Source organism: Vandammella animalimorsus (genome assembly GCF_002288875.1).
Classification (GTDB): domain Bacteria; phylum Pseudomonadota; class Gammaproteobacteria; order Burkholderiales; family Burkholderiaceae_C; genus Lampropedia; species Lampropedia animalimorsus.
Window position 1 is genome coordinate 62,081 of the sequence record NZ_NTBH01000011.1, and the last position, 18,781, is coordinate 80,861.

General features: G+C 67.0%; 20 protein-coding genes. 13 read left to right on the top strand and 7 right to left on the bottom strand.

All coding sequences use genetic code 11. From position 1 onward, the window contains the following. The first annotated feature begins 182 nt into the window (after positions 1 to 182). The 4 genes from CLI93_RS13350 (at position 183) to CLI93_RS13365 (ending at position 2,619) form a co-directional block, all read left to right on the top strand. On the top strand, positions 183 to 449 hold the full coding sequence (locus CLI93_RS13350) for a (2Fe-2S)-binding protein (RefSeq protein ID WP_095543069.1): 267 nt from the start codon (positions 183 to 185) through the stop codon (positions 447 to 449). Between the two features lie 170 nt (positions 450 to 619). Then, positions 620 to 1,393, top strand: coding sequence for an energy transducer TonB (locus CLI93_RS13355; RefSeq protein ID WP_095550588.1), 774 nt, complete (start codon positions 620 to 622; stop codon positions 1,391 to 1,393). Positions 1,394 to 1,467: 74 nt separating this feature from the next. Continuing rightward, a complete protein-coding gene (locus CLI93_RS13360) occupies positions 1,468 to 2,187 on the top strand; it encodes a MotA/TolQ/ExbB proton channel family protein (RefSeq protein WP_095543558.1) in 720 nt (239 codons plus the stop codon). Positions 2,188 to 2,193: 6 nt separating this feature from the next. Beyond that, positions 2,194 to 2,619, top strand: a complete 426-nt coding sequence (locus CLI93_RS13365; RefSeq protein WP_095543559.1) for an ExbD/TolR family protein — start codon at positions 2,194 to 2,196, stop codon at positions 2,617 to 2,619. A gap of 103 nt (positions 2,620 to 2,722) precedes the next feature. On the opposite strand, the gene CLI93_RS13370 is transcribed toward CLI93_RS13365, so the two are convergent. Both CLI93_RS13370 and CLI93_RS13375 read right to left on the bottom strand, forming a co-directional pair. Continuing rightward, positions 2,723 to 3,694 carry a pseudouridine synthase gene (locus tag CLI93_RS13370; protein ID WP_095543560.1) on the bottom strand — a complete coding sequence of 324 codons (972 nt, stop codon included), beginning with the start codon at positions 3,692 to 3,694 and terminating at the stop codon, positions 2,723 to 2,725. Next, positions 3,691 to 4,104, bottom strand: coding sequence for a carboxymuconolactone decarboxylase family protein (locus tag CLI93_RS13375; RefSeq protein ID WP_095543561.1), 414 nt, complete (start codon positions 4,102 to 4,104; stop codon positions 3,691 to 3,693). Before CLI93_RS13375 ends, CLI93_RS13370 begins: the two co-directional genes overlap by 4 nt. Positions 4,105 to 4,244: 140 nt before the next feature. Between CLI93_RS13375 and CLI93_RS13380 the strand changes: the two genes are divergently transcribed. Further along, a complete protein-coding gene (locus CLI93_RS13380) occupies positions 4,245 to 4,898 on the top strand; it encodes an ABC transporter ATP-binding protein (RefSeq protein ID WP_172424368.1) in 654 nt (217 codons plus the stop codon). 22 nt (positions 4,899 to 4,920) lie between these two features. Here CLI93_RS13380 and CLI93_RS13385 read toward each other — a convergent pair whose 3' ends face one another. From CLI93_RS13385 to murB, 4 genes are all read right to left on the bottom strand, one after another. After that, a complete protein-coding gene (locus tag CLI93_RS13385) occupies positions 4,921 to 5,313 on the bottom strand; it encodes an ArsC/Spx/MgsR family protein (RefSeq protein ID WP_095543563.1) in 393 nt (130 codons plus the stop codon). A gap of 154 nt (positions 5,314 to 5,467) precedes the next feature. Continuing rightward, positions 5,468 to 6,463, bottom strand: a complete 996-nt coding sequence (locus CLI93_RS13390) for an IS30 family transposase (RefSeq protein WP_238945930.1) — start codon at positions 6,461 to 6,463, stop codon at positions 5,468 to 5,470. Next, positions 6,370 to 7,116, bottom strand: a complete 747-nt coding sequence (locus tag CLI93_RS15480) for a hypothetical protein (protein WP_238945928.1) — start codon at positions 7,114 to 7,116, stop codon at positions 6,370 to 6,372. Before CLI93_RS15480 ends, CLI93_RS13390 begins: the two co-directional genes overlap by 94 nt. 26 nt (positions 7,117 to 7,142) lie before the next feature. Beyond that, positions 7,143 to 8,273 (bottom strand): UDP-N-acetylmuramate dehydrogenase, encoded by a 1,131-nt coding sequence (gene murB, locus CLI93_RS13400; RefSeq protein ID WP_095543566.1) that lies wholly within the window; start codon positions 8,271 to 8,273, stop codon positions 7,143 to 7,145. A gap of 54 nt (positions 8,274 to 8,327) precedes the next feature. On the opposite strand from murB, the gene CLI93_RS13405 reads away from it, so the two are divergent. Together CLI93_RS13405 and CLI93_RS13410 are read left to right on the top strand one after the other, a co-directional pair. After that, positions 8,328 to 8,813 (top strand): YajQ family cyclic di-GMP-binding protein, encoded by a 486-nt coding sequence (locus CLI93_RS13405; protein ID WP_095543567.1) that lies wholly within the window; start codon positions 8,328 to 8,330, stop codon positions 8,811 to 8,813. A gap of 19 nt (positions 8,814 to 8,832) precedes the next feature. Then, a complete protein-coding gene (locus CLI93_RS13410; RefSeq protein ID WP_095543568.1) occupies positions 8,833 to 9,507 on the top strand; it encodes a retropepsin-like aspartic protease family protein in 675 nt (224 codons plus the stop codon). An 89-nt stretch (positions 9,508 to 9,596) separates the two neighbouring features. On the opposite strand, the gene plsY is transcribed toward CLI93_RS13410, so the two are convergent. Then, positions 9,597 to 10,346 (bottom strand): glycerol-3-phosphate 1-O-acyltransferase PlsY, encoded by a 750-nt coding sequence (plsY, locus tag CLI93_RS13415; RefSeq protein WP_095543569.1) that lies wholly within the window; start codon positions 10,344 to 10,346, stop codon positions 9,597 to 9,599. 198 nt (positions 10,347 to 10,544) lie between these two features. Between plsY and glmU the strand changes: the two genes are divergently transcribed. The 6 genes from glmU to CLI93_RS13445 all read left to right on the top strand — a co-directional run bounded on the left by glmU (position 10,545) and on the right by CLI93_RS13445 (position 18,572). Continuing rightward, complete coding sequence (gene glmU / locus CLI93_RS13420) at positions 10,545 to 11,996, top strand: bifunctional UDP-N-acetylglucosamine diphosphorylase/glucosamine-1-phosphate N-acetyltransferase GlmU (RefSeq protein WP_095543570.1); 1,452 nt, start codon at positions 10,545 to 10,547, stop codon at positions 11,994 to 11,996. Between the two features lie 135 nt (positions 11,997 to 12,131). Then, positions 12,132 to 13,334: an aspartate aminotransferase family protein gene (locus CLI93_RS13425; protein ID WP_095543571.1), complete on the top strand. Its 1,203-nt coding sequence runs from the start codon at positions 12,132 to 12,134 to the stop codon at positions 13,332 to 13,334. A 96-nt stretch (positions 13,335 to 13,430) separates the two neighbouring features. Further along, positions 13,431 to 14,354, top strand: coding sequence for an ornithine carbamoyltransferase (gene argF / locus CLI93_RS13430; protein ID WP_095540448.1), 924 nt, complete (start codon positions 13,431 to 13,433; stop codon positions 14,352 to 14,354). 391 nt (positions 14,355 to 14,745) lie between these two features. Continuing rightward, positions 14,746 to 16,794: a DUF2157 domain-containing protein gene (locus tag CLI93_RS13435; RefSeq protein WP_172424370.1), complete on the top strand. Its 2,049-nt coding sequence runs from the start codon at positions 14,746 to 14,748 to the stop codon at positions 16,792 to 16,794. A gap of 12 nt (positions 16,795 to 16,806) precedes the next feature. After that, positions 16,807 to 17,415 carry a GDYXXLXY domain-containing protein gene (locus CLI93_RS13440; protein WP_238945929.1) on the top strand — a complete coding sequence of 203 codons (609 nt, stop codon included), beginning with the start codon at positions 16,807 to 16,809 and terminating at the stop codon, positions 17,413 to 17,415. A 17-nt stretch (positions 17,416 to 17,432) separates the two neighbouring features. After that, positions 17,433 to 18,572 (top strand): hypothetical protein, encoded by a 1,140-nt coding sequence (locus CLI93_RS13445; protein ID WP_095996005.1) that lies wholly within the window; start codon positions 17,433 to 17,435, stop codon positions 18,570 to 18,572. Positions 18,573 to 18,781: the final 209 nt, after the last annotated feature.

Genomic DNA, 18,781 nt, shown 5'->3' on the forward strand with positions numbered 1-18,781 from the left:
CCTGCCATTCAGCCAAATGCGACCCGCACAAAATCTGTTCGCCCTCCTTCCTCCTTTGCACGGACAGCCAAAAGCCTTTTTTCTCTGGGGTGAAAGACAAAGATTGCTAATGCGAAAAATTCGTATTTATAATCTTCGTTCGCTTTCTCTTTTCATCCACCAGCCAGCCAAAAGGCCAAGCCATGATCGTGTGTGTCTGCCGACGAGTGTCCGACCGTGAGATTGCACGCCACGCCCACGCAGGCATGGATTTTGACGACATTCAGTTCGAGCTGGGCGTAGCCACCCAATGCGGCAATTGCGAATGCATGGCCCGCAGCCTAGTGCAACAGTGCCACGCCAGCCGCCCCATCGCAGCCATCGATCATGCGACCTGTGCCCAACAGCCCGCGTCCCATTCTGGAGGGTCTTTGGTATGGAGCTCATCGCCTCGCTCGCAGGCAGCCTGATGCTTGTTCTGGGTTCTATCTGGTGGGTACTGCACAAGTAAGCAGCCCGCCCATGGCCGCAGTGGCGGCACCACCACGTCTGTTCTTGTTTTTCTTTGTCCCGCCTGTTGCCAGGCACTGCGCCCCTGGCATTGGCCTGGCGCTGCCTGTGGCCCGCAAGTGCCCGCGCCATGACTTCGCCCCTTCTGACCCCCGCCCCTTCAACAAGCCGTTATGCCTGGGTGGCTGGCGGCGTGCTGCTGCTGCACGTGGCCGCCCTGTGGGGCGTGCAACGGGCCATGCACAACCCGCCCAAGAAGGACGATATCAAGCCCGCGGTCATGATCTCGCAGCTCATCGTGGCAGCGCCGCCAGCGCCTGAGCCCGTACCACAACCCCCGACGCCGCCCGCGCCAGTGCCGCCGCCACCGGCGCCTGAGCCGCCGCCCCCTCCACCACCACCGCCAGCGCCCAAGCCGCCGCCGCCCAAGCCGCCGCCCCCAAAGCCCAAGCCCAAGCCAGTGGCCAAACCCAAACCGGTGACCGAGCGCACCCCTGTGGTGCCATCGCCGCCGCCAGCTCCACCGGCCCCGCCCGCGCCCGTGCTGCCACCGCCAGCGCCGCCGGCGCCCCCGGCTGCGCCTGCTGCGCCCGTGGCCCCCAGCGCGCCGGTGATCGAGCGCCACGAGGCCCGCAATGCCGCCGCTGTGCGCAATGCCGGCATCAGCTATCCGTCACAAAGCCAGCGCCTGAGGGAAGAAGGCGTGGTGCGCGTGCGCGTGCTGGTGGGCGCCAATGGCCGCATCAAGGAGGCCGTGCTGGCCAAGAGCAGTGGCTTTGACCGGCTTGACCGCGCCGCCATCGAGGGCCTGCTGCGCAATGGCCGCTTCACGCCCACCACCCGCAACGGCGTGCCCATCGACGATTGGTACATCCTGCCGGTGAGCTTCAAGCTCCAGCGCTGAGCGTCGGGATGCGCCGCACGCCACCACTCTTTCACCACTGGTTTTTAGCTTTTTCCTTCAAGGAGTATTGATTCATGGGTTCCGAATTTGGATTGGTCAGCGCCTGGAATCAGGCCGATGCCGTCGGGCGCAGTGTCGCCGTGCTATTGCTGCTGATGTCGGTGGCCACCTGGGTGGTCATCCTGGTCAAGGGCCTGGGCCTGATGCGCTACAAGCGCATGGTCAAGGCCAGCAAGGACTTCTGGCACAGCGAAAGCCTTGATGCCGGCATCCAGAAGCTGGGCAACCAGGCCGACAACCCCTTCCTGCTGCTCACGCTCGAAGGGCGCGACGCCGTCAACCACCATCGCAACACCCAGGCCCACCTGCACGACAGCCTGGACATCAGCGATTGGGTCACGCGCAATCTGCGCTACTGCATCGAAGGCTTTACCGCACGGCTGCAAGCGGGCCTGTCCATCCTGGCCACGGTGGGCTCCATCGCCCCCTTCGTCGGCCTGTTCGGCACCGTCTGGGGCATCATCCACGCGCTTTTGGCCATCGGCACCAGCGGCCAGGCCACCATGGACACCGTGGCCGGCCCCATCGGCGAGGCCCTGGTCATGACCGCTGCCGGTCTGGCCGTGGCCATCCCGGCGGTGATCGGCTACAACGCGCTGGTGCGCGGCAACAAATCGCTGCTGCTGCACGTCAACGGCTTTGCCCACGACCTGCACGCCTTCTATGTCACCGGCGCACGCGTGGCCCACGGCAACGAATCGGCCAAGGTGCTGCAGCTCAAGCGCAGGGGGTAAACAGCCATGGCCTTCTCCAACCCCGAGCAGGATTCGGGCGACGTGCTCAGCGAAATCAACATGGTGCCGCTGATCGACATCATGCTGGTGCTGCTCATCATCTTCATCATCACCGTGCCGGTCATCAAGCACGCGGTGAACATCGAACTGCCCCAGGCCAGCACCGAGCAGGAAAAAATCGAGCCCGACACCATCAGCCTGAGCATCGACCAGGATGGCCAGCTCTTTATCGACAACAAACCCATGACGGATGAGCAGCTTCTGGCCCACTTGCGCCAAGCCGCCACCAAGGAGCCGGAGCCAGCACTGCACATCCAGGGCGACAAGAATGCCCGCTACGACCACATCATGCGCGCCATGGCCATGGCGCACGAAGCCGGGCTGAGCAAGATCGGCTTCATCACCGAGCCGGAACAGGCCGCCGCGCCTTGAGAGCGCCTGCTCAAAAGGCACAGCGATATGCCCTTGGATGAGCGCTTTTGCGCACAGCCAAGGGCATTCGTCCATCTGCCGGTCTTGCCACGCAGGCAAGCGCTCAGCGCTCAGGCGGCGGCCATTGCAGCGAGCGTTGGCTGTGAAAGCAGCGCGGCTGGCCGCTGATGGGGTCGGTAAAACGCAGCGTGCGCGCCAGCAGTTGCAGCGGGCGGCTGAAGTCGCCCGGCGGCGGGTCGTCGATGCAGGGGTAGAAAGCATCGTTGCGGATCGGCACGCCCAGCGCCGCCATGTGTACGCGCAGCTGATGCTTGCGCCCGCCCAGCGGGCGCAGCCGGTACAGCGCCCAATCGCCGGCGCGCGCCACAATGCGCAGCAGCGTCTGGCTGTTGGGCTCGCCTGGCACCTCCTGCATGGTGAAGAAGCGCGCCCCGCCCGGTTCCAGCCGGCTGCGGTGGCAATAGGGCTCAGCCGTGGCAAAGCGCGCATCCCAGCGCGCCACGGCTTCGTACTCCTTGTCCATGCCCTGATCGCGAAACAGCCCGTGGTAGGCATCGCGGCTGGCCGGGTTGACCGACAGCAGCAGCAAACCGGCCGTGTCCTTGTCCAGGCGGTGCAGGGGCGCCAGCGCAGCAGCCTGCGCCGGCGCCTGCTGCGCCAGTTGCTCGCGCAAGCGCTGCAGCACCGTCTGCTGCACATGGCGCCCGGCCGGCGCCACGGTCAGGAAGTGCGGCTTGTCCACCACCAGCAGATCGGCATCGGCATGCAGCACCGAGACCTCGAACGGCACCGGCAGCTCATCGTCCACGGCGCGCTGGTAATAAATATGCCCGTTGCCAGCCAGCGGCTGCGCGGGCTGCAGGGGCTGGCCCTGCACGTCGCACACCTGGGCCTGAGCGAAGCGGCGCAGCCACTCCTGGCGCTCAATGTGCACAAAGCGCTGGCAGAGGAACTCCAGCGCCGACTGGCCGCGCGCTGCGGCGGGCACGCCCACGCAGCACCACTGCGCGCCAGCCGCCCATGGCGCCTGCACCCGCCGTCGGCGGCGCGTGCCCGGGGTGCCGCGCACGCTCATCGCGACGAGGCTTCGGCATCGAAGGCGGCATCGACGGGCACTTGCAGGCCCAGCGCCAGCTGGTTGGTCTTTCCCGCCAGCGCCACGATGCGCAGCAACTCGGCATGCTGGGCCGGCGTCATGCCGCGCGCCTTGGCTGCGGCCGTGTGCGAGTGCACGCAGTAGCCGCAGCCGTTGGTGATCGAGACGGCCACGTACAGCATCTCCTTGACCATGGGATCGAGCTGTGAGGGCGTGGCCATGACCTCCTTGACCTCGCGCCAAGTCTGTTCGAGCAGATCGGGGTCAAACGCCAGGTAGCGCCACATGTTGTTGATGAAGTCGGTCTTGCGCGTGGCGCGGATATCATCGAACACGGCTCGGACGCGGGCATCTTGCTCCGGGTCGATACAGGCTTGGACGGTGGGCATGGGCAAACTCCCCAATCATGCAAAAGTCAAATGAAACCAACACTGCGTGCGGGCCATCCAGCACGCACGGCAGCGGCGCTGCAGGCAGCGCGGCGCCGCGCAAGCCTACCACCACTGACGCCACAGACAGGGTCGCGCCAGTGCTGCACATCCACCAATTGCACTGGGCCTGGCCCGGCGCAGCCAGGCCGCTTCTGGCACTGCGCGACTGGCACCTGGGCCCGGGCCTGCACCTGCTGCGCGGCGCGCCCGGCAGCGGCACCTCCACCCTGCTGCGCCTGCTGGCCGGCCAGCTGCCACTCGATGGGCGCAGCCAGATCAGCGCCCCGGCCCAGGCCTGCGGGCATTGGCAGGCCCTGGTCCACCACTGGGATCCAGACCTGCAGCAGCACGATGCCCTGCCGGCGCGCGCACTGCTGCCCTTGCCTGCGAACGCCCCGCCCAGCCAGCAGCGCGCTTGCGCCGAGCTGATCGAAGGCTTTGCACTCGCGCCGCATCTGGACAAGCCGCTGCACATGCTCTCGACCGGCACGCGCCGCAAAGTGCTGCTCAGCGCCGCGCTGCTCAGCCCCCGGCCTGTGCTGCTGCTCGACGAGCCCTGCGCCGCGCTGGACTGGCGCTCCATCCGCGTGCTCTGGCACGCACTGGCCGTGCGCAGCCGACTGCCCGGCCAGTTGGTGCTGCTGGGCACACACCAGCCCATCGAAGAGCTGCCGCCCTGGCGCTGGGCCGGCGTGCACACCCTGCAGGCAGGCCGCATCAACAACAGCGTGCCGCCCGAGCGCGGCGGCTGAGCACTCGCGCCCTATTGGCTCCTTATTGCGCCGCCGCCAGCGCTGCAGCCCATTGCTCGGGCACATAGCCCACGCTCAGCACCTCAGCCCCACCGCTGGCCGACGCAATGCGCACGACAGGGCGCTTGATCAGGCTGGTGTGGGCCAGCATCAGCGCCTGCGCACCCGCCGCATCGTCGGCCTGGGCCTGGGCCTGCGGATCCAGGCTGCGCCAGGTCGTGCCGCGGCGGTTGAGCAAAGCCTGCCAACCCAGCTGCGCACACCAGGCGGCCAGCGTGGCCTCATCCAGCCCCTGCTTCTTGAAATCGTGCCATTGCACATCCACGCCCTGGCTGGCAAACCATTGGCGGCTTTTCTTGACGGTATCGCACTGCGCAATGCCATAGAGCTGCACGCGCGCGGCCACAGCATTCATGAGACTCTCCTGAAAGGGTGATGACAATGGGTTTGGCAGGCTAAAAGCCAATACATCCCCAAAAAAGTTAAACATCAATCATTTTTGGCCGACTCCCCCTCAACGGGTGATTTACGACCGTCCGATGAGCACCGCTCGGCATAGCAGGGCGGTCTCAACATCCAAGTGCAACACTTTGAGGGTTCTGTCCTGACTTGATTTTCAGTGCGTGCTTCTCCAACTCTTCAGTCCAGACCTCCTCCGGGGTTCGCCAACCCAGCGTCTGGCGGGGGCGGCTGTTGAGCAGGCGGGCAATGTCGTTCAGGCGCGTCTGGCTGATGGTGGACAAATCCATGCCCTTGGGCAGGAACTGGCGCAGCAGTCCGTTGGTGTTTTCGTTGCTGCCGCGCTGCCAGGGCGCGTGTGGATCACAGAACCCGATATCCATCTTCAGACGCTTGGAGAGTTCGGCAAAACAGGCCATTTCACTGCCACGGTCGTAGGTCAAACTCTCGCGCATGAAGGCGGGCGCCTTCTTCATTTGGCGCGTAAAGCCTTCCAGCGCATCTTCGGCGGTGCAGCCATCCATGCGGCACAGCGCCACCAGGCGGGTCTTGCGCTCAGAGAGCGCGCCGACGGCCGAGCGGTTGTAGGCGCCCTTGATGAAGTCGCCCTCCCAGTGCCCCGGTATCAGCCGGTGTTCGATCTCTTCGGGGCGGTTGCAAATGCGCAGCTCGGGCGGCACAAAGCTGGCGCTGGCTGCGCTGGCGCGGCGATTGCCGCGTTTGGGACGGGCCTGGCGCAGGGCGCTGATCATTTCTTTTTTGAGCGCGCCGCGCGGCTGGGCGTAGAGGGTTGGGTAGATGGTTTCGTGGCTGACCAAGCCAGGCGATTGGGATGCAGGCATGGCGCACAGTTTGGCAGCGATTTGCTGGGGAGACCAGAAGCGGCAGCACAGGCCGTCGCGCACAAACGCAAAGAGTCGAGAGCCCGGCTGCAACCGTTTGGGGCGACGGCTGCGCAGGCGACAGCGCTGATAATGCTGCGCGGCCTTTACGGCGTCATAGGGGCCACTGGTCATGCGGCGCAGTTCGCGGCTGATGGTCGATGGCGAGCGCGCCAGTGTGCGGGCAATGGCCCGCACACTGAAGCCAGCGCCATGGCTGAGCATGATGACGGCGCGCTCTTGCGCATTGAGGTGCTGGTAGGTTTGTGAAATGGACATGGCAACATTCCAAATGGGGATGGGGTGTTGCACTTGGAAGTTGAGTTTAAGCAGTATGCGAATGTACGCGGGTATTCTTTGGCCAGTTCGATTTCACTCTTCTTCAGCAGATCGACTTCGGAGAATTGATCCACGCCACCAGCCCCAAAATCATCGTTTTCAAGGTCGCCCAAATCCTCGACCCAGAAGCCCAGATCTCCCCAGCCACGCTCCAAGGCCAACGAGAAGAGCAAGTCAGGCTCATTGATCAGGCCGACATGAAAATCCTCACCGATCAAAATAATGCTTCGAACAAAATAAGAAAACCTGTCGTCGCCACAAAATCGACCGGAAAATATCCGGCAAAGATCATACAAATCCTGCCTTTGAGATTTTTCTAGAATCTTATGAAATCCAATTGAAACCAACCGCCTTTTCTCGAGGTCGAGTTGCCAGTATTTTCTGTTCAACTCTTCAGGCCAATCATCGCCCCATCTGTCAGAGTCCCCGTAAAAATCCCAGAAGCTCCTCTCGGGGGCGGCGCGATCAAAAGACAGAAACATGCCCGCCAAAAACATCAACAGCAGCGCAGCCAAGGTAACGACAAGCTTCTTGATCATTCCGGCCCCCACTGTCTGCCCGGCGCTCACACCACCACCGGCTCGGGTTCCAGGCGGATGCCGTAGCGCTCATAGACGCTGGTCTGGATGGCCTTGGCCAGCATCATCACTTCGCCGCCGGTGACGCTTTGCGCGGCATCGCCCAGGTTGACCAGCACCAGGGCCTGCTTCTCGTACACGCCGGCATTGCCGATGCGTTTGCCCTTCCAGCCGCAGGCGTCGATCATGGCGCCGGCGGCGAGCTTGACGCTGCCATCGGGCATGGGGTAGTGCACGATGCGCGGCTCGCGCGCGATGATGTCGCGGCATTGCTCGGGCGTGACGGTGGGGTTCTTGAAGAAGCTGCCCACGTTGCCGATTTGCTGAGGGTCGGGCAGCTTGCTGCGGCGGATGTCCACCACCCAGTCGAACACCTGCTGCGCGCTGGGCGCATCAATGCCGCTGGCGGCCATGCGCCGCTCCAGATCCTGGTATTGCAGCTGCGGCTGCCAAGCCTTGGGCAGCCACAGCCGCACGTGGGTGATGACGGCGCGCCCGGCCAGTCCCATGCCCGCTGGCGGCAACTGTCCGGGCGCTGGCGGCCAAGCGTCCACGGCCTTGCCCGGCGGGTGCTTGAAGATGGAGTCGCGATAGCCAAAAGCGCATTGCGCACCGCCGAGCGTGAGGCTAGCGCCGCTCCACAGGTCGATGGCGTCCAGGCTGTGGAAGCGATCCTTGAGCTCCACGCCGTAGGCGCCAATGTTCTGCACCGGCGCGGCGCCAACGGTACCGGGGATCAACGCCATGTTCTCCAGCCCAGGCATGCCCTGCTCCAGGCTCCAGCGCACCAGCTCATGCCAGCGCTCGCCAGCGCCGGCCTCGATCAGCCAACCCTGCGCGTCCTCGTGCACCACGCGCTTGCCCAGGATTTCCATTTTCAGCACTGGGCGGCGCACATCGCCGGTGAGCACGATGTTGCTGCCCCCGCCCAGCACCAGCGGCTCCCACTCGGGCGCGACGCGCTTGGCTGGCGCCAGCCCTGCGCGGCGCTGCTCCTGCCACAGGCGGGCAAAAGCGCGCAGCTCCTCGGCCTGGCGGATGCGCACCAGGCCCAGGGCCTTGGCCGCAATGCCAAAGGTGTTGTAGGGTCTAAGAGGGACGTTTTTTTCGACTAACATCGCGCGGTATTGTCCCACCGCTGCGGACGCTCTTTTTTTGGATTTGCCTGCCCTATGCCTTCTTTTGACACCGTTCTCGAAGCCGATTTCATCGAAGTGCGCAACGCCGTGGACAACGCCAGCAAGGAAATTGCCACGCGCTTCGATTTCAAGGGCACCAGCGCCAGCATCGAGCTCAAGGACAAGGAAATCACGCTGCTGGGCGATTCGGAATTTCAGCTGCAGCAGGTTGAGGACATTCTTCGCAACAAGCTGACCAAGCGCAACGTGGACGTGCGCTTTCTTGATCTGGACAAGCCGCAGAAGATCGGCGGCGACAAGCTCAAGCAACTGGTACGCGTGCGCAATGGCATCGACAGCGCGCTGGCCAAGCAGATCCAGAAACACATCAAGGACAGCAAGCTCAAGCTGCAAGCGGCCATCCAGGGCGACAGCGTGCGCGTCTCCGGCGCCAAGCGCGACGACCTGCAGGCGGCCATGGCCCTGATCCGCAAGGAAGTGGCCGACGTGCCGCTGTCGTTCAACAACTTCCGCGACTGAGCCCCACTCGCGCCAAGCCATGCCCGCCGCAATGCGCAAGCGCCCCCGCCAAAGCCGCAGGCCACAGCCCGCAGCCCTGCTGGGCGGGCTGTGCGCGCTGCTGCTGGCGGGCGCGGCGGCTGCGCAGGACGTGCGGCTGGTGGGCACCATCGGCAGCCGCGCCATCATCAGCGTCGATGGCGGCCAGCCGCGCACCTTGGCCAAAGGCCAGAGCCTGGGCGGGGTACAGCTGCTCGAGGTACAGGGCAACAGCGCCACATTCCAGATCGGCAGCAGCCGCCAGACCCTGCTCGTGGGCCAGGCGCCCACGCACGTCACGCCCGGCAAGACGGCCCTCACGCTCAGCCCCAGTCCGAACGGCCACTACATGAGCGAGGGCAAGATCAACGGCCATGCGGTGCAGTTCATCGTCGACACAGGCGCCTCCACCATCGCCCTGGACGCCAAAACCGCCCGCCGCCTGGGCATCGACTACGAGCGCAGCGGCCAGCCCATCCAGGTCGCCACGGCCAACGGCAAGGCGCAGGGCTGGTCCGTGCGCCTGCCCACGGTCAGCATCGGCACTCTCACCCAGCGCAACGTGCCCGCCACCGTGGTGCAGCAACCCATGCCCTTCGTGCTGCTGGGCAACTCCTTTCTCAACCACTACCAGATGACGCGCGACGCGCGCTCGCTGGTGCTCAAAAGCAAGTAAGCAAGTCAGCGCCCGCTCAGGAACAAAGCCCCGCCCGGGAGTCATTCCCAAGCGGGGCTTTTTGCCTTGCTGCGCTGCTCGTCAAAATTTCAGCGCTGGCTGTGGCGCGTGCGCTTGTGCTTTTTGCGCTCGGCCTTGCGGGCATTGCGCAGTGCAGCGGCGCTGGGCGCAGGCGCGCCGGGCTCGGCCGGTGCAACCGTGGCCTGGGCAGCCTGCTTGCCCTGGCCAATGCGCGGCTCGGTGCCTTTCATCAGGCGGGAGATGTTGCCGCCGTGGCGATACAGCAGCACCAGGGTCATGGCGATCAGCGCCAGCTGGGCGCTGGGCGCATAAGGCCAGAGCTGGCTGGCGCCCAGCACGTAAATCACCGGTGCGGCGATGGCGGCCACAATCGAGGACAGCGACGAAATGCGCGAGCCCGCCAGCACCAGCAGCCAGACCAGCAGCACGGCCAGCCCCAGCCAGGGGCTCAGCCCCAGCAGCACGCCCAGGGCCGTGGCCACGCCCTTGCCGCCGCGAAAGCGCAAAAACAGCGGCCAGACATGCCCGGCAAACGCCGCCAGGCCCACGAAGGCCTGCGCCCCTTCCCACAGCCCGTAGCGCGGCCCGTACCAGCCCACCAGGGCCACGGGCAGCCAGCCCTTGGCGGCGTCCAGCAGCAGCGTCAGGGCCGCCGCCAGCTTGCTGCCCGAGCGCAGCACATTGGTGGCCCCCGGGTTGCCGCTGCCAAAGGTGCGCGGGTCCTGCAGGCCCATGGCGCGGCTGACCAATACCGCAAAGGGCAACGAGCCCAGTAAATAAGCGCCCAACAGCGCCAGTGCAATCACCATCCAATCCATTGGTTCATTCCTGTCCGTGTTCACCCAAGCCCGCCGCCGGCGCGGTGTGCGCTGCGAGCGCAAGGCTTGTATCCAAGCGTTACGTCAGGCGCATTATCACTGCTGCGCCGGGCTGCCGGCGGCCAGGCTGGGGGCTGGCGCGGCAAGAGCCATCCATAATGCGCGCTGCTTTTTTTGCTGCCATCGTGCCATCGCCCCATGAACGCCACTGTCCCAGCCCTGTCCATCGTCGTCCTTGCCGCCGGCAAGGGCACGCGCATGAAAAGCCGCACGCCCAAGGTGTTGCAACCATTGGGCGGTCGGCCCATGCTGGCCCATGTGCTGCAAGCGGCCGGGCAACTGCAGCCGCAGCAGCTGGTGCTGGTCAGCGGCCACGGGGCCGAGCAGGTCGATGCCTTTGCCCGCGCCAGCGCCGGCCATTTGCTGGACGGCGCCGAGCTGCGCACAGCCCTGCAGCAGCCACAGAACGGCACCGGCCACGCCGTGCAGCAGGCCGCGCCAGCGCTGGCCGACGAACACATGGTGCTGGTGCTGCTGGGCGATGTGCCGCTGGTCGAACCAGGCGCGCTGCGCGCCGTGCTGCAGCTGTGCGCCAACGAGCACGTGGCGCTGCTGACCGTGGCCCTGGACGACCCCAGCGGCTATGGCCGCATCCTGCGCAGCCCGCAAGGCCATGTGCAGGGCATCGTCGAGCACAAGGACGCCAGCGCCGCGCAGCGCGCCATCTGCGAGGTCAACAGCGGCATCATGGCCTTCCCGGCGCGACGGCTCAAACAATGGCTGCAGAAGCTGACCTGCGACAACGCCCAGGGCGAGTACTACCTGACCGACGTGATCGCCATGGCCGTGGCCGATGGCGTGGCCGTGCATGCGCACTGCCTGCCGCAGCAGCAGGCCTGGCAGGTCGCCGGCGTGAACAGCCCGCAGCAACTGGCGGCGCTGGAGCGCCAATACCAGCGCCTGCAGGCGCAGCAGCTGATGCAGGCCGGCGTGCGCCTGCTGGACCCGGAGCGCTTCGAGCTGCGCGCCGCGCCCGGCAGCGCCCTGCCCGGCCAGCTCGACTGCGCAGCGGATGTGGAGATCGACGTGGGCTGCATCTTCACCGGCCAGGTTGCCTTGGGCGAGGGCACGCGCATTGGCGCTTACTGCCACATTGGCCAGGCGCAGATCGGCGCGGGCTGCATCGTGCAGCCCTACAGCCACATTGACGGCGAAGCCGCCGGCGTGCAGATTGGCAATGCGGCGCGCATCGGCCCGTTTGCGCGCCTGCGCCCCGGCGCTCAGCTGGGCCAAGAGGTGCACATCGGCAACTTCGTCGAGGTCAAGAACAGCACCCTGGCCGATGGCGCCAAGGCCAACCACCTGGCCTACCTGGGCGATGCCACCGTAGGCGCCAACGTCAACTACGGCGCCGGCGCCATCACCGCCAACTACGACGGCGCCAACAAGCACCGCACCGTGATCGAGGCAGGCGTTCACATCGGCAGCAACAGCGTGCTGGTCGCGCCGGTGACCATCGGCGCGGGCAGCACCATCGGCGCGGGCAGCACCATCACACGCGACACCCCGGCGCAAAGCCTGAGCGTCACGCGCGCCAAGACCAGCACCGTGCCCGGCTGGCAGCGCCCGGCCAAGCAGCCCAAGGGCTGAGGCGGCACAGGCACGCGATCATGCGCGGCATGCGCTGGCGCTGAATTCGCGCAAACATCCCTCCCAGCACGGCCACAAGGGGCGCATAGAATGCGCCTTTTGTGTTTTCCCCAGAGCCACTGAAGGAGCCGAGCCATGAGCCAACCCGCGCCGCTTGCCGAACCGCACGTCATGAACACCTATGGGCGCGTGAACATCGCGCTGGCGCACGGCAAGGGCCTGCGCGTGTGGGACACGCAGGGGCGCGAATACTTCGACGCGCTCAGCGGCATCGCCGTGAACACGCTGGGCCATGCCCACCCCAAGCTGGTGCCTGCGCTGCAAGAGCAGGTCGCCCAGCTCATCCACTGCTCCAACTACTACTACGTGCCCGGCCAGGAGCTGGTGGCGCAAAAGCTGGTGCAGCACAGCGGGCTGAGCAATGTGTTCTTCTGCAACTCCGGGCTGGAGGCCAACGAGGCCGCGCTCAAGCTGGCGCGCAAGCTCGGCAATGATCGCGGCTACAAGCACCCCAAGGTCGTAGTCTGCGAGCACGCCTTCCACGGTCGCTCGCTGGCCACGCTCTCGGCCACGGGCAACCCCAAGATCCATGCTGGCTTCTTCCCGCTGGTGGAAGGCTTCATCCGCGCGCCCTTCAACGACATCGAAGGGTTGAAAAAGGCCGTGGAGGGCGAGCCTGAAGTCACCGCCGTGTTCTTTGAAGTCATCCAGGGCGAGGGCGGCATCCACCCCGCGCGCATCGAGTACCTGCAGCAAGTGCGCGCGCTGTGCGACGAGCGCGGCTGGCTGATGATGCTCGACGAAGTGCAGTGCGGCATGGGCCGCACCGGCAAATGGTTCGCGCACCAGTGGGCCGGCATCCAGCCCGATGTCATGGCCCTGGCCAAGGGCCTGGGCTCGGGCGTGCCCGTGGGCGCCGTGGTCGCCGGCCCCAAGGCCGCCGGGCTGTTCCAGCCAGGCAACCACGGTACCACCTTCGGCGGCAACCCGCTGGCCATGCGCGCCGCGCTGGAGACGCTGCGCATCGTCGAGGAAGACCAGCTGCTGGCCAACGCCCAACGCGTGGGCGAACACCTGCTGCAGCGCCTGCGCGCCACCCTGGGCGCGCTTGAGGCGGTTGTGGATGTGCGCGGCCAGGGCCTGATGATCGGTGTGGAACTCGACCGCCCCTGCGCAGCGCTGATCCAGCAGGCCGCCGATGCCGGCCTGCTCATCAGCGTCACGGCCGAGCGCGTCATCCGCCTGCTGCCGGCGCTCATCATCACCGAGGCCGAGGCCGACGAGCTCGTGCAGCGCCTGCTGCCAGTCGTGCAGAACTTCCTGGCCCAGCCGCGCTGAGCGCCGCTGCATCTGTTCACGCGCTCTGCCGCACGGCCGCCAGCGCCCAAGCCGGGCGCCTGAGCGGCCGCCCCACCGTTTCACCAGGCCCATCCCATGAGCACCATCAAGCACTACCTGCAATTTAGCGACCTCAGCGCCGATGAATACGCCTACCTGCTCGAGCGCGCGGCCACGCTCAAGCAGATGTTCAAACGCTATGAAAAACACCAGAGCCTGACCGACCGCACACTGGCCATGATCTTCGAGAAGGCCAGCACGCGCACGCGCGTGAGCTTCGAGACCGGCATGTACCAGCTCGGCGGCTACGTCGTGCACCTGACCACCGGCGACAGCCAGCTGGGCCGCGCCGAGCCTATCGAGGACAGCGCCCGCGTCATCAGCCGCATGGTCGATTTGGTGATGATCCGCACCTTCGAGCAGGCCAAGCTCGAATGCTTTGCCCAGCACTCGCGCGTGCCCGTCATCAACGGCTTGACCAACGAATTCCACCCCTGCCAGATCCTGGCCGACATCTTCACCTACATCGAGCACCGCGGCCCCATCCAGGGCAAGACCGTGGCCTGGGTGGGCGATGGCAACAACATGGCCAACACCTGGCTGCAGGCCGCGCAGCTGCTGGATTTCAAGCTGCACGTCAGCGCCCCCTCGGGCTACGAGCTCGATGAGCGCCTGGCCCTGGGCACCCAGGCCGATCCGGCCCACCTGCAAACCTTTGACGACCCGCTGCAGGCCTGCCAGGGCGCGCACCTGGTGACCACCGACGTCTGGACCAGCATGGGCTACGAGGAAGAAAACGCCCAGCGCAAGCAAGCCTTTGCCAACTGGAAGGTGGACGCGCGCATGATGGCCGCCGCCCAGCCTGACGCGCTGTTCATGCACTGCCTGCCCGCGCACCGTGGCGAAGAAGTGGACGCCGAAGTCATCGACGGCCCGCAATCGGTCGTCTGGGACGAGGCGGAAAACCGCATGCACGTGCAAAAGGCTTTGATGGAATACCTGCTGCTGGGCCGGCAGTGAGCGACGCCCATCGGGGCTTGCGCAGCGGCGCGCAGACCCCGATCAGCCCCGGCATCGCGCTGCCCAAAATCCAGGCAGCCCAGTACCGTCCATAGGGCGATCCCAAGACCGCCGACACCTTGTCCACAAGCTTATCCTCGGCCAATGGGGATGACTTCAAGGCAGCTTCTGCGCCCATCGCAGCGCCTGCGCATTCACCCGACGCTTTGCTAGCTGCCAGCAGCGCAGATCGCAGGCCGCGCGGTATCCCATCGCGCTACCGTGACTCCGGCAGTGTGCCACGCAGCCGGTATGCTGCGCGATCATTGATGCCTGAGCCCGCCGCCGTTTGCTGTGCATGCACGGCGGCTTTGCCCGGCGATGCCATCGCCCATCAACCCCGGTGCTGCGCATGACGACCACTGCCTCGCTCTTCTCACTCGCGCCCCTCGATCCGCACGCTGCCGCGCGCCCGCCCAGCGCGCGCAGTTGGCGGGCGTTTCTCACGCGGCTGTGCCTGCTCAGCGGCGCGCTGCTGCTGGGCACGGGCCTGGTGTTCTTCTTTGCCTTCAACTGGCAGGCGCTGGGCCGCTTCGGCCAGTTTGCCCTGGCCGTATCGGCCCTGCTTCTGGCCGGTGGCGGCACGCTGGCCACGCGCCCGGGCGGCCTGGCCTGGCGCACGGGTTGCCTGCTGGTGTGCATTGCCATCGGCGCGCTGCTGGCCCTGATCGGGCAGAAGTACCAGACCGGCGCCGACATGTGGCAGCTGTTTGCCAGCTGGGCCGCGCTGATGCTGCCTGTGGTGCTGCTGGCGCGCTCGGGCGCCTGCTGGCTGCTTTGGCTGGCAGTGCTGGACCTGGCGCTGCTGCGCTGGCTGGACATCGAGCCCACAGCCGGGCCGCTGCGGCTGCTGCTCAATCACTGGAGCAGCCAACACGCCCACATCTACGCCCTGGCGCTGCTCAATGGCCTGGCGCTGCTGGCCGTCAGCCTGCGCCCGCGCTGGTTCACCGCGCAGCGCCGCCGCTGGTTCGAGCTGGCATTGGCCGCGGCCGCGCTGGCCCCGCTGACGGCCATCGGCCTGATCGTGCCCCTGCAGCAGCAGCACGTGCTGCTGTTCCTGCTCGGCGCCGGCCTGGCTTGGTATTGGTGTGCCCTGCTGCGCCCCGATGCCGCGGCGCTGGCCATGGTTTACATCGCCATGCTGGTGGTGGCCGGCTATTGGTCCTTTGCAGTGCGCTTCATGCCTAGCGACATGCAGATGCTGCTGGTCGCCCTAGCGCTGCTGGCCGCCTCCAGCCTGGCCGCGCGCCATGTGCTGCGCGTCTGGCGCGCTGCGCGGCCAGCGCGCCAGCCCCAGCCCCCCCAACCGGCGCGCGCTGCCAGCCCGGCAGCGCCCCAGGCCCACGCCATGCCCTGGTGGCTCAAGGCCGCGCTGAGCTTCAGCGCCTGGCTGTGCGGCCTGCTGCTGGCCGCAGGCGGTCTGGGCCTGCTGTCTGATGAACTCCTCGAGCTGCCCACCGCACTGCTGGCCCTGCTTCCCTTTGCCCTGGGCCTGTGGCTGATGCGCGCCAGGGCGGACGAGTCGCTGTTCATGCAGCAACTGGGCTTTGCCCTGTCGGTGCTGGCCCAGCTGTGGCTGAGCCTGGCGCTGCTCTTGTCCAACTCCGCGCTGCGCCCCTGGGCGGACACGCAGGACTGGCTGCCCATCGCCATCCTGGCGCTGTTGGCCAGCCTGCCGCCCAGCCTGCCGCAACACCGCGTGCTGTGCCTGGCCAGCGCGCTGGGCGCCTGCCTGGTCGGCACGCTGCTGCACAAGCTGTCGCCCAGCGTCTTCACCACCGTGCTGTTCTGCGCCGCCCTGGCCGGCTGGATCTTCGCCGCCGGGCCGCATGGCCTGGCCGCGCCTGCCAGGCCATCGACCCCACCGGGCACACCCGCTGCTCTGGCCGGCTGGGCACGCGCCGGGCTACAGGCCATGACGCTCATGGCGCTGGGCATGGCCACCCTGGGCACCAGCGCATTGGGCTACTTCTTCCCGTCCCAGCAGGGCCTGGCAGCGGCCACGCCCTGGCTGACGGCGCTGGCCTGGCTGCTGGTGCTGGCCTGGCTGGCCGCCGCCCAGCCGGGCCAAGGCCAGTCCCTGCTGCAACGCGCGCAATGGTGGTGGCTGGCGGCGCTGGGGCTGGCCGCGCTGGCCTGGACCGTCCCCAACCTGTTGCTGTGCCTGGCGCTGGCGGTCGTGCTGTTCCAACGCCGCCAGCCAGTCTGGCTGCTGCTGGCGCTGCTGTGTGCCGCCGTGGCGCTGGGCCTGGCCTATTACGAGATGCAGGTCAGCCTGCTGCACAAATCACTCACGCTGATGGGCTCCGGCCTGGCCCTGCTGCTGGCCATGGCCGCCTACCACCGCCAGCGCCTGCTGCCAGGCCGCGCACCAGCCACCGGCCACCACCAGCCTTGAAGGAGCCCTGCCATGTCCGATATGCCCCATGTGCCCGATCAATCCGAAGCACTGCCCGACGCTTCCCATACCGCCACGCAGGCCGCAAGCCATGCGCGCGCGCTGCGCGCCGCGCTGGCCCTGAGCATTGCGCTGGTGCTGGGCCTGGCTGCATGGAGCGTGCTGGGCTTCGAGACCTTGCTGCGCCAGGGCCGCACCGTCTATCTGGAGCTGGCCCCGGTGGACCCGCGCTCGCTGATGCAGGGCGACTACATGGCGCTGAGCTACCAATTGGAAAGGGAGATCGCCCCCACCCAAGTGCTGCAAAGCACCCAGCCTGATTGGCCCACGCCGCCGCGCTATGCCTACCTGAGCCTGGACGAGCAGCAGCGCGCCACCGCCGTTCACAGCCTGGGCATGCAGCCCACGCCACCTGCAGGCACCATCGCGCTGCGCCTGCGCCCTGGCGAGATGAGCCACATCCCGCGCCTGGGGCCCAACGCCTTCTTCTTCCAGGAAGGCACGGCTCAGCACTACGACTTCGCCCGCTGGGGCGAGATGCGCGTCGATGCCCAAGGCCGCGCCCTGCTGGTGGGCCTGCGCGATGAGCAACTGCGCCTGCTGGGCGAGAACCGCTTGTAACCGCTGGCCCGCCCCCCATGCTGCGCCTGCCCTTGTTGCTCCTGCGCCTGCTGTGCCTTGCCCTGGCCCTGGCGGCCGCCCTGGCCTGGTGGCAGCGCGGCCAGTTGGCCCTGCTAGCCACGGCCCGCATCGACCCGCTGCCGCAGGTACAGCAGCTCATGGCCGAGCAGCGCTGGGCCGACGCTGCGCAGTACCTGGACTTCTTCATGGCCTACGACTACGTGCGCGCCCAGCCGCAAGCCCAGCAATTGCAGCAGCAAATTGCCCAGCAGCGCAGCTCCTGGCTGTATCAGCTGGGCAAGCTCGGCGAAGGCGTCTGGCAAGGCCACAGCGATGAGGACATTGGCCAGATCGCCGGCATCGCCAGCGACTTTCTCGTCATAGGCGACCTGCGCGATCTGGGCATCCAAGGCTGGCGCATGGCCCATGACGAAGCCACCGACCCGGTGCTCATTGCCCTGTCCACCCTGGGCGTGGCCGCCAGCGCCGCGCAAGTGGGCAGCGCCCTGGCCAGCGGCGCCACCGCCGGGGCCACAGCCCCCATCACCGCAGGGGCCACCTCGGCCAAGGCCAGCATCGCCACGCTCAAGACCTTGCGCCGCCTGGGCCGCCTGCCCGACTGGCTGGGCCAGAGCGCCATCGCCAGCGCACGCCAGTTCAAGCGCCAGCGCTCGCTGCACAGCCTGCAGCCCATGCAGGCCATCCTGCAAGACGTGCACACCCTGGCCGGCATCCCCGGCGGGCCCCGGCTGCTGGCACTCAGCGAAGACGCCGCCGCCCTGGCGCGCAGCGCCCGCTTTGCCAAGGCCCAGGGCCCACACACCGCCGCGCTGCTGCAGCTCAGCCAGGGCCAGGCCGGCGCGCTGGCGCAGCACATGCGGCTGACGGAGCGGCACGGCGCCAGCGCCCTGCGCCTGGCCGCCACCTATGGCCAGCGCGGCCTGCAAGTGCTCGAACGCAGTGGCGCGGCGCGCTTTGCCAAATTCCACGCCCGCGCCGCCAAAGTGGCCTACAAGGGCGATGCCATGCGCCTGCTGCTGCGCTGGCTGGTCGATCTGCCGGCCTGGGCACTGGCCGCCTGCATCGCCCTGGGATTGTTGGCCCTGCCCTGGCCCAGGCGGCGCAAACCACAACGGCAGCGCGCAACCGCCGGGTGAAGAAAACGGAAAACGGGCCGGATTTGAAAAGACCGTAGCCACTCTGGCCTCATCAGAGCCTGCCCAAGGTCTCGGCGCGAGCGGGCAAGAAGCGGCTTGGGATGGGCTGCAAGGCGCAAAACGCAGGCGGGCCCAGCGGCCCGCGAGGCTTTGCAACGCGGCAGACCGCCCAAGTCCGCTTCATGACTCACCGCGCAGGGGCTTTGAAC

Excerpts from the sequence above, each read along its gene's own strand:
- CLI93_RS13350 (WP_095543069.1), top strand. The coding sequence starts at position 183 with ATGATCGTGTGTGTCTGCCGACGAGTGTCCGACCGTGAGATTGCACGC.
- CLI93_RS13355 (WP_095550588.1), top strand. The coding sequence starts at position 620 with ATGACTTCGCCCCTTCTGACCCCCGCCCCTTCAACAAGCCGTTATGCC.
- CLI93_RS13360 (WP_095543558.1), top strand. The coding sequence starts at position 1,468 with ATGGGTTCCGAATTTGGATTGGTCAGCGCCTGGAATCAGGCCGATGCC.
- CLI93_RS13365 (WP_095543559.1), top strand. The coding sequence starts at position 2,194 with ATGGCCTTCTCCAACCCCGAGCAGGATTCGGGCGACGTGCTCAGCGAA.
- CLI93_RS13370 (WP_095543560.1), bottom strand. The coding sequence starts at position 3,694 with ATGAGCGTGCGCGGCACCCCGGGCACGCGCCGCCGACGGCGGGTGCAG.
- CLI93_RS13375 (WP_095543561.1), bottom strand. The coding sequence starts at position 4,104 with ATGCCCACCGTCCAAGCCTGTATCGACCCGGAGCAAGATGCCCGCGTC.
- CLI93_RS13385 (WP_095543563.1), bottom strand. The coding sequence starts at position 5,313 with ATGAATGCTGTGGCCGCGCGCGTGCAGCTCTATGGCATTGCGCAGTGC.
- CLI93_RS13390 (WP_238945930.1), bottom strand. The coding sequence starts at position 6,463 with ATGCTCAGCCATGGCGCTGGCTTCAGTGTGCGGGCCATTGCCCGCACA.
- CLI93_RS15480 (WP_238945928.1), bottom strand. The coding sequence starts at position 7,116 with ATGATCAAGAAGCTTGTCGTTACCTTGGCTGCGCTGCTGTTGATGTTT.
- murB (WP_095543566.1), bottom strand. The coding sequence starts at position 8,273 with ATGTTAGTCGAAAAAAACGTCCCTCTTAGACCCTACAACACCTTTGGC.
- CLI93_RS13405 (WP_095543567.1), top strand. The coding sequence starts at position 8,328 with ATGCCTTCTTTTGACACCGTTCTCGAAGCCGATTTCATCGAAGTGCGC.
- CLI93_RS13410 (WP_095543568.1), top strand. The coding sequence starts at position 8,833 with ATGCCCGCCGCAATGCGCAAGCGCCCCCGCCAAAGCCGCAGGCCACAG.
- plsY (WP_095543569.1), bottom strand. The coding sequence starts at position 10,346 with ATGGATTGGATGGTGATTGCACTGGCGCTGTTGGGCGCTTATTTACTG.
- glmU (WP_095543570.1), top strand. The coding sequence starts at position 10,545 with ATGAACGCCACTGTCCCAGCCCTGTCCATCGTCGTCCTTGCCGCCGGC.
- CLI93_RS13425 (WP_095543571.1), top strand. The coding sequence starts at position 12,132 with ATGAGCCAACCCGCGCCGCTTGCCGAACCGCACGTCATGAACACCTAT.
- argF (WP_095540448.1), top strand. The coding sequence starts at position 13,431 with ATGAGCACCATCAAGCACTACCTGCAATTTAGCGACCTCAGCGCCGAT.
- CLI93_RS13435 (WP_172424370.1), top strand. The coding sequence starts at position 14,746 with ATGACGACCACTGCCTCGCTCTTCTCACTCGCGCCCCTCGATCCGCAC.
- CLI93_RS13440 (WP_238945929.1), top strand. The coding sequence starts at position 16,807 with ATGTCCGATATGCCCCATGTGCCCGATCAATCCGAAGCACTGCCCGAC.
- CLI93_RS13445 (WP_095996005.1), top strand. The coding sequence starts at position 17,433 with ATGCTGCGCCTGCCCTTGTTGCTCCTGCGCCTGCTGTGCCTTGCCCTG.